Origin of the sequence: Chryseobacterium sp. SIMBA_028, assembly GCF_046535285.1 — a bacterium.
In the GTDB taxonomy this organism is placed as follows: Bacteria; Bacteroidota; Bacteroidia; order Flavobacteriales; family Weeksellaceae; genus Chryseobacterium.
Genome location: NZ_JAWRWZ010000191.1, coordinates 1 through 278, shown reverse-complemented (window position 1 = coordinate 278; position 278 = coordinate 1). Strand labels below are relative to the sequence as shown.

Here is a 278-nt window from a genome sequence, read left to right as displayed (position 1 = left end):
CCGGCACGATCAGCACCGGCTCGGCCAGCACATCGGCCGTTGTGGGGCTGTATTGAATCAGCTCGATCAAATGGTTGCGGTACACCACCTTGCCGTGCGTCACGGCGAGATTGCGGCCCACCGCGAACTCATCGGGCGCGGCCGGCGGCTGGCCGCTTGCCAGGCGCCGCGCGTCGTCGAGCGCGTTGCCCATGCCCTGGGCCACGCTCATGCCCAGCGTCGCGGCGGCGCGCTGCAAGACTTCCGGATTGCTGAACGGAAAGTTCGTCGGCGCCATC

The 278-nt window shown here is 68.3% G+C and carries 1 pseudogene; it reads right to left on the bottom strand.

What is annotated here, in order from left to right:
* Window positions 1–278: pseudogene (locus tag SCA31_RS23100) on the bottom strand (poly-beta-hydroxybutyrate polymerase); the annotation flags it as partial.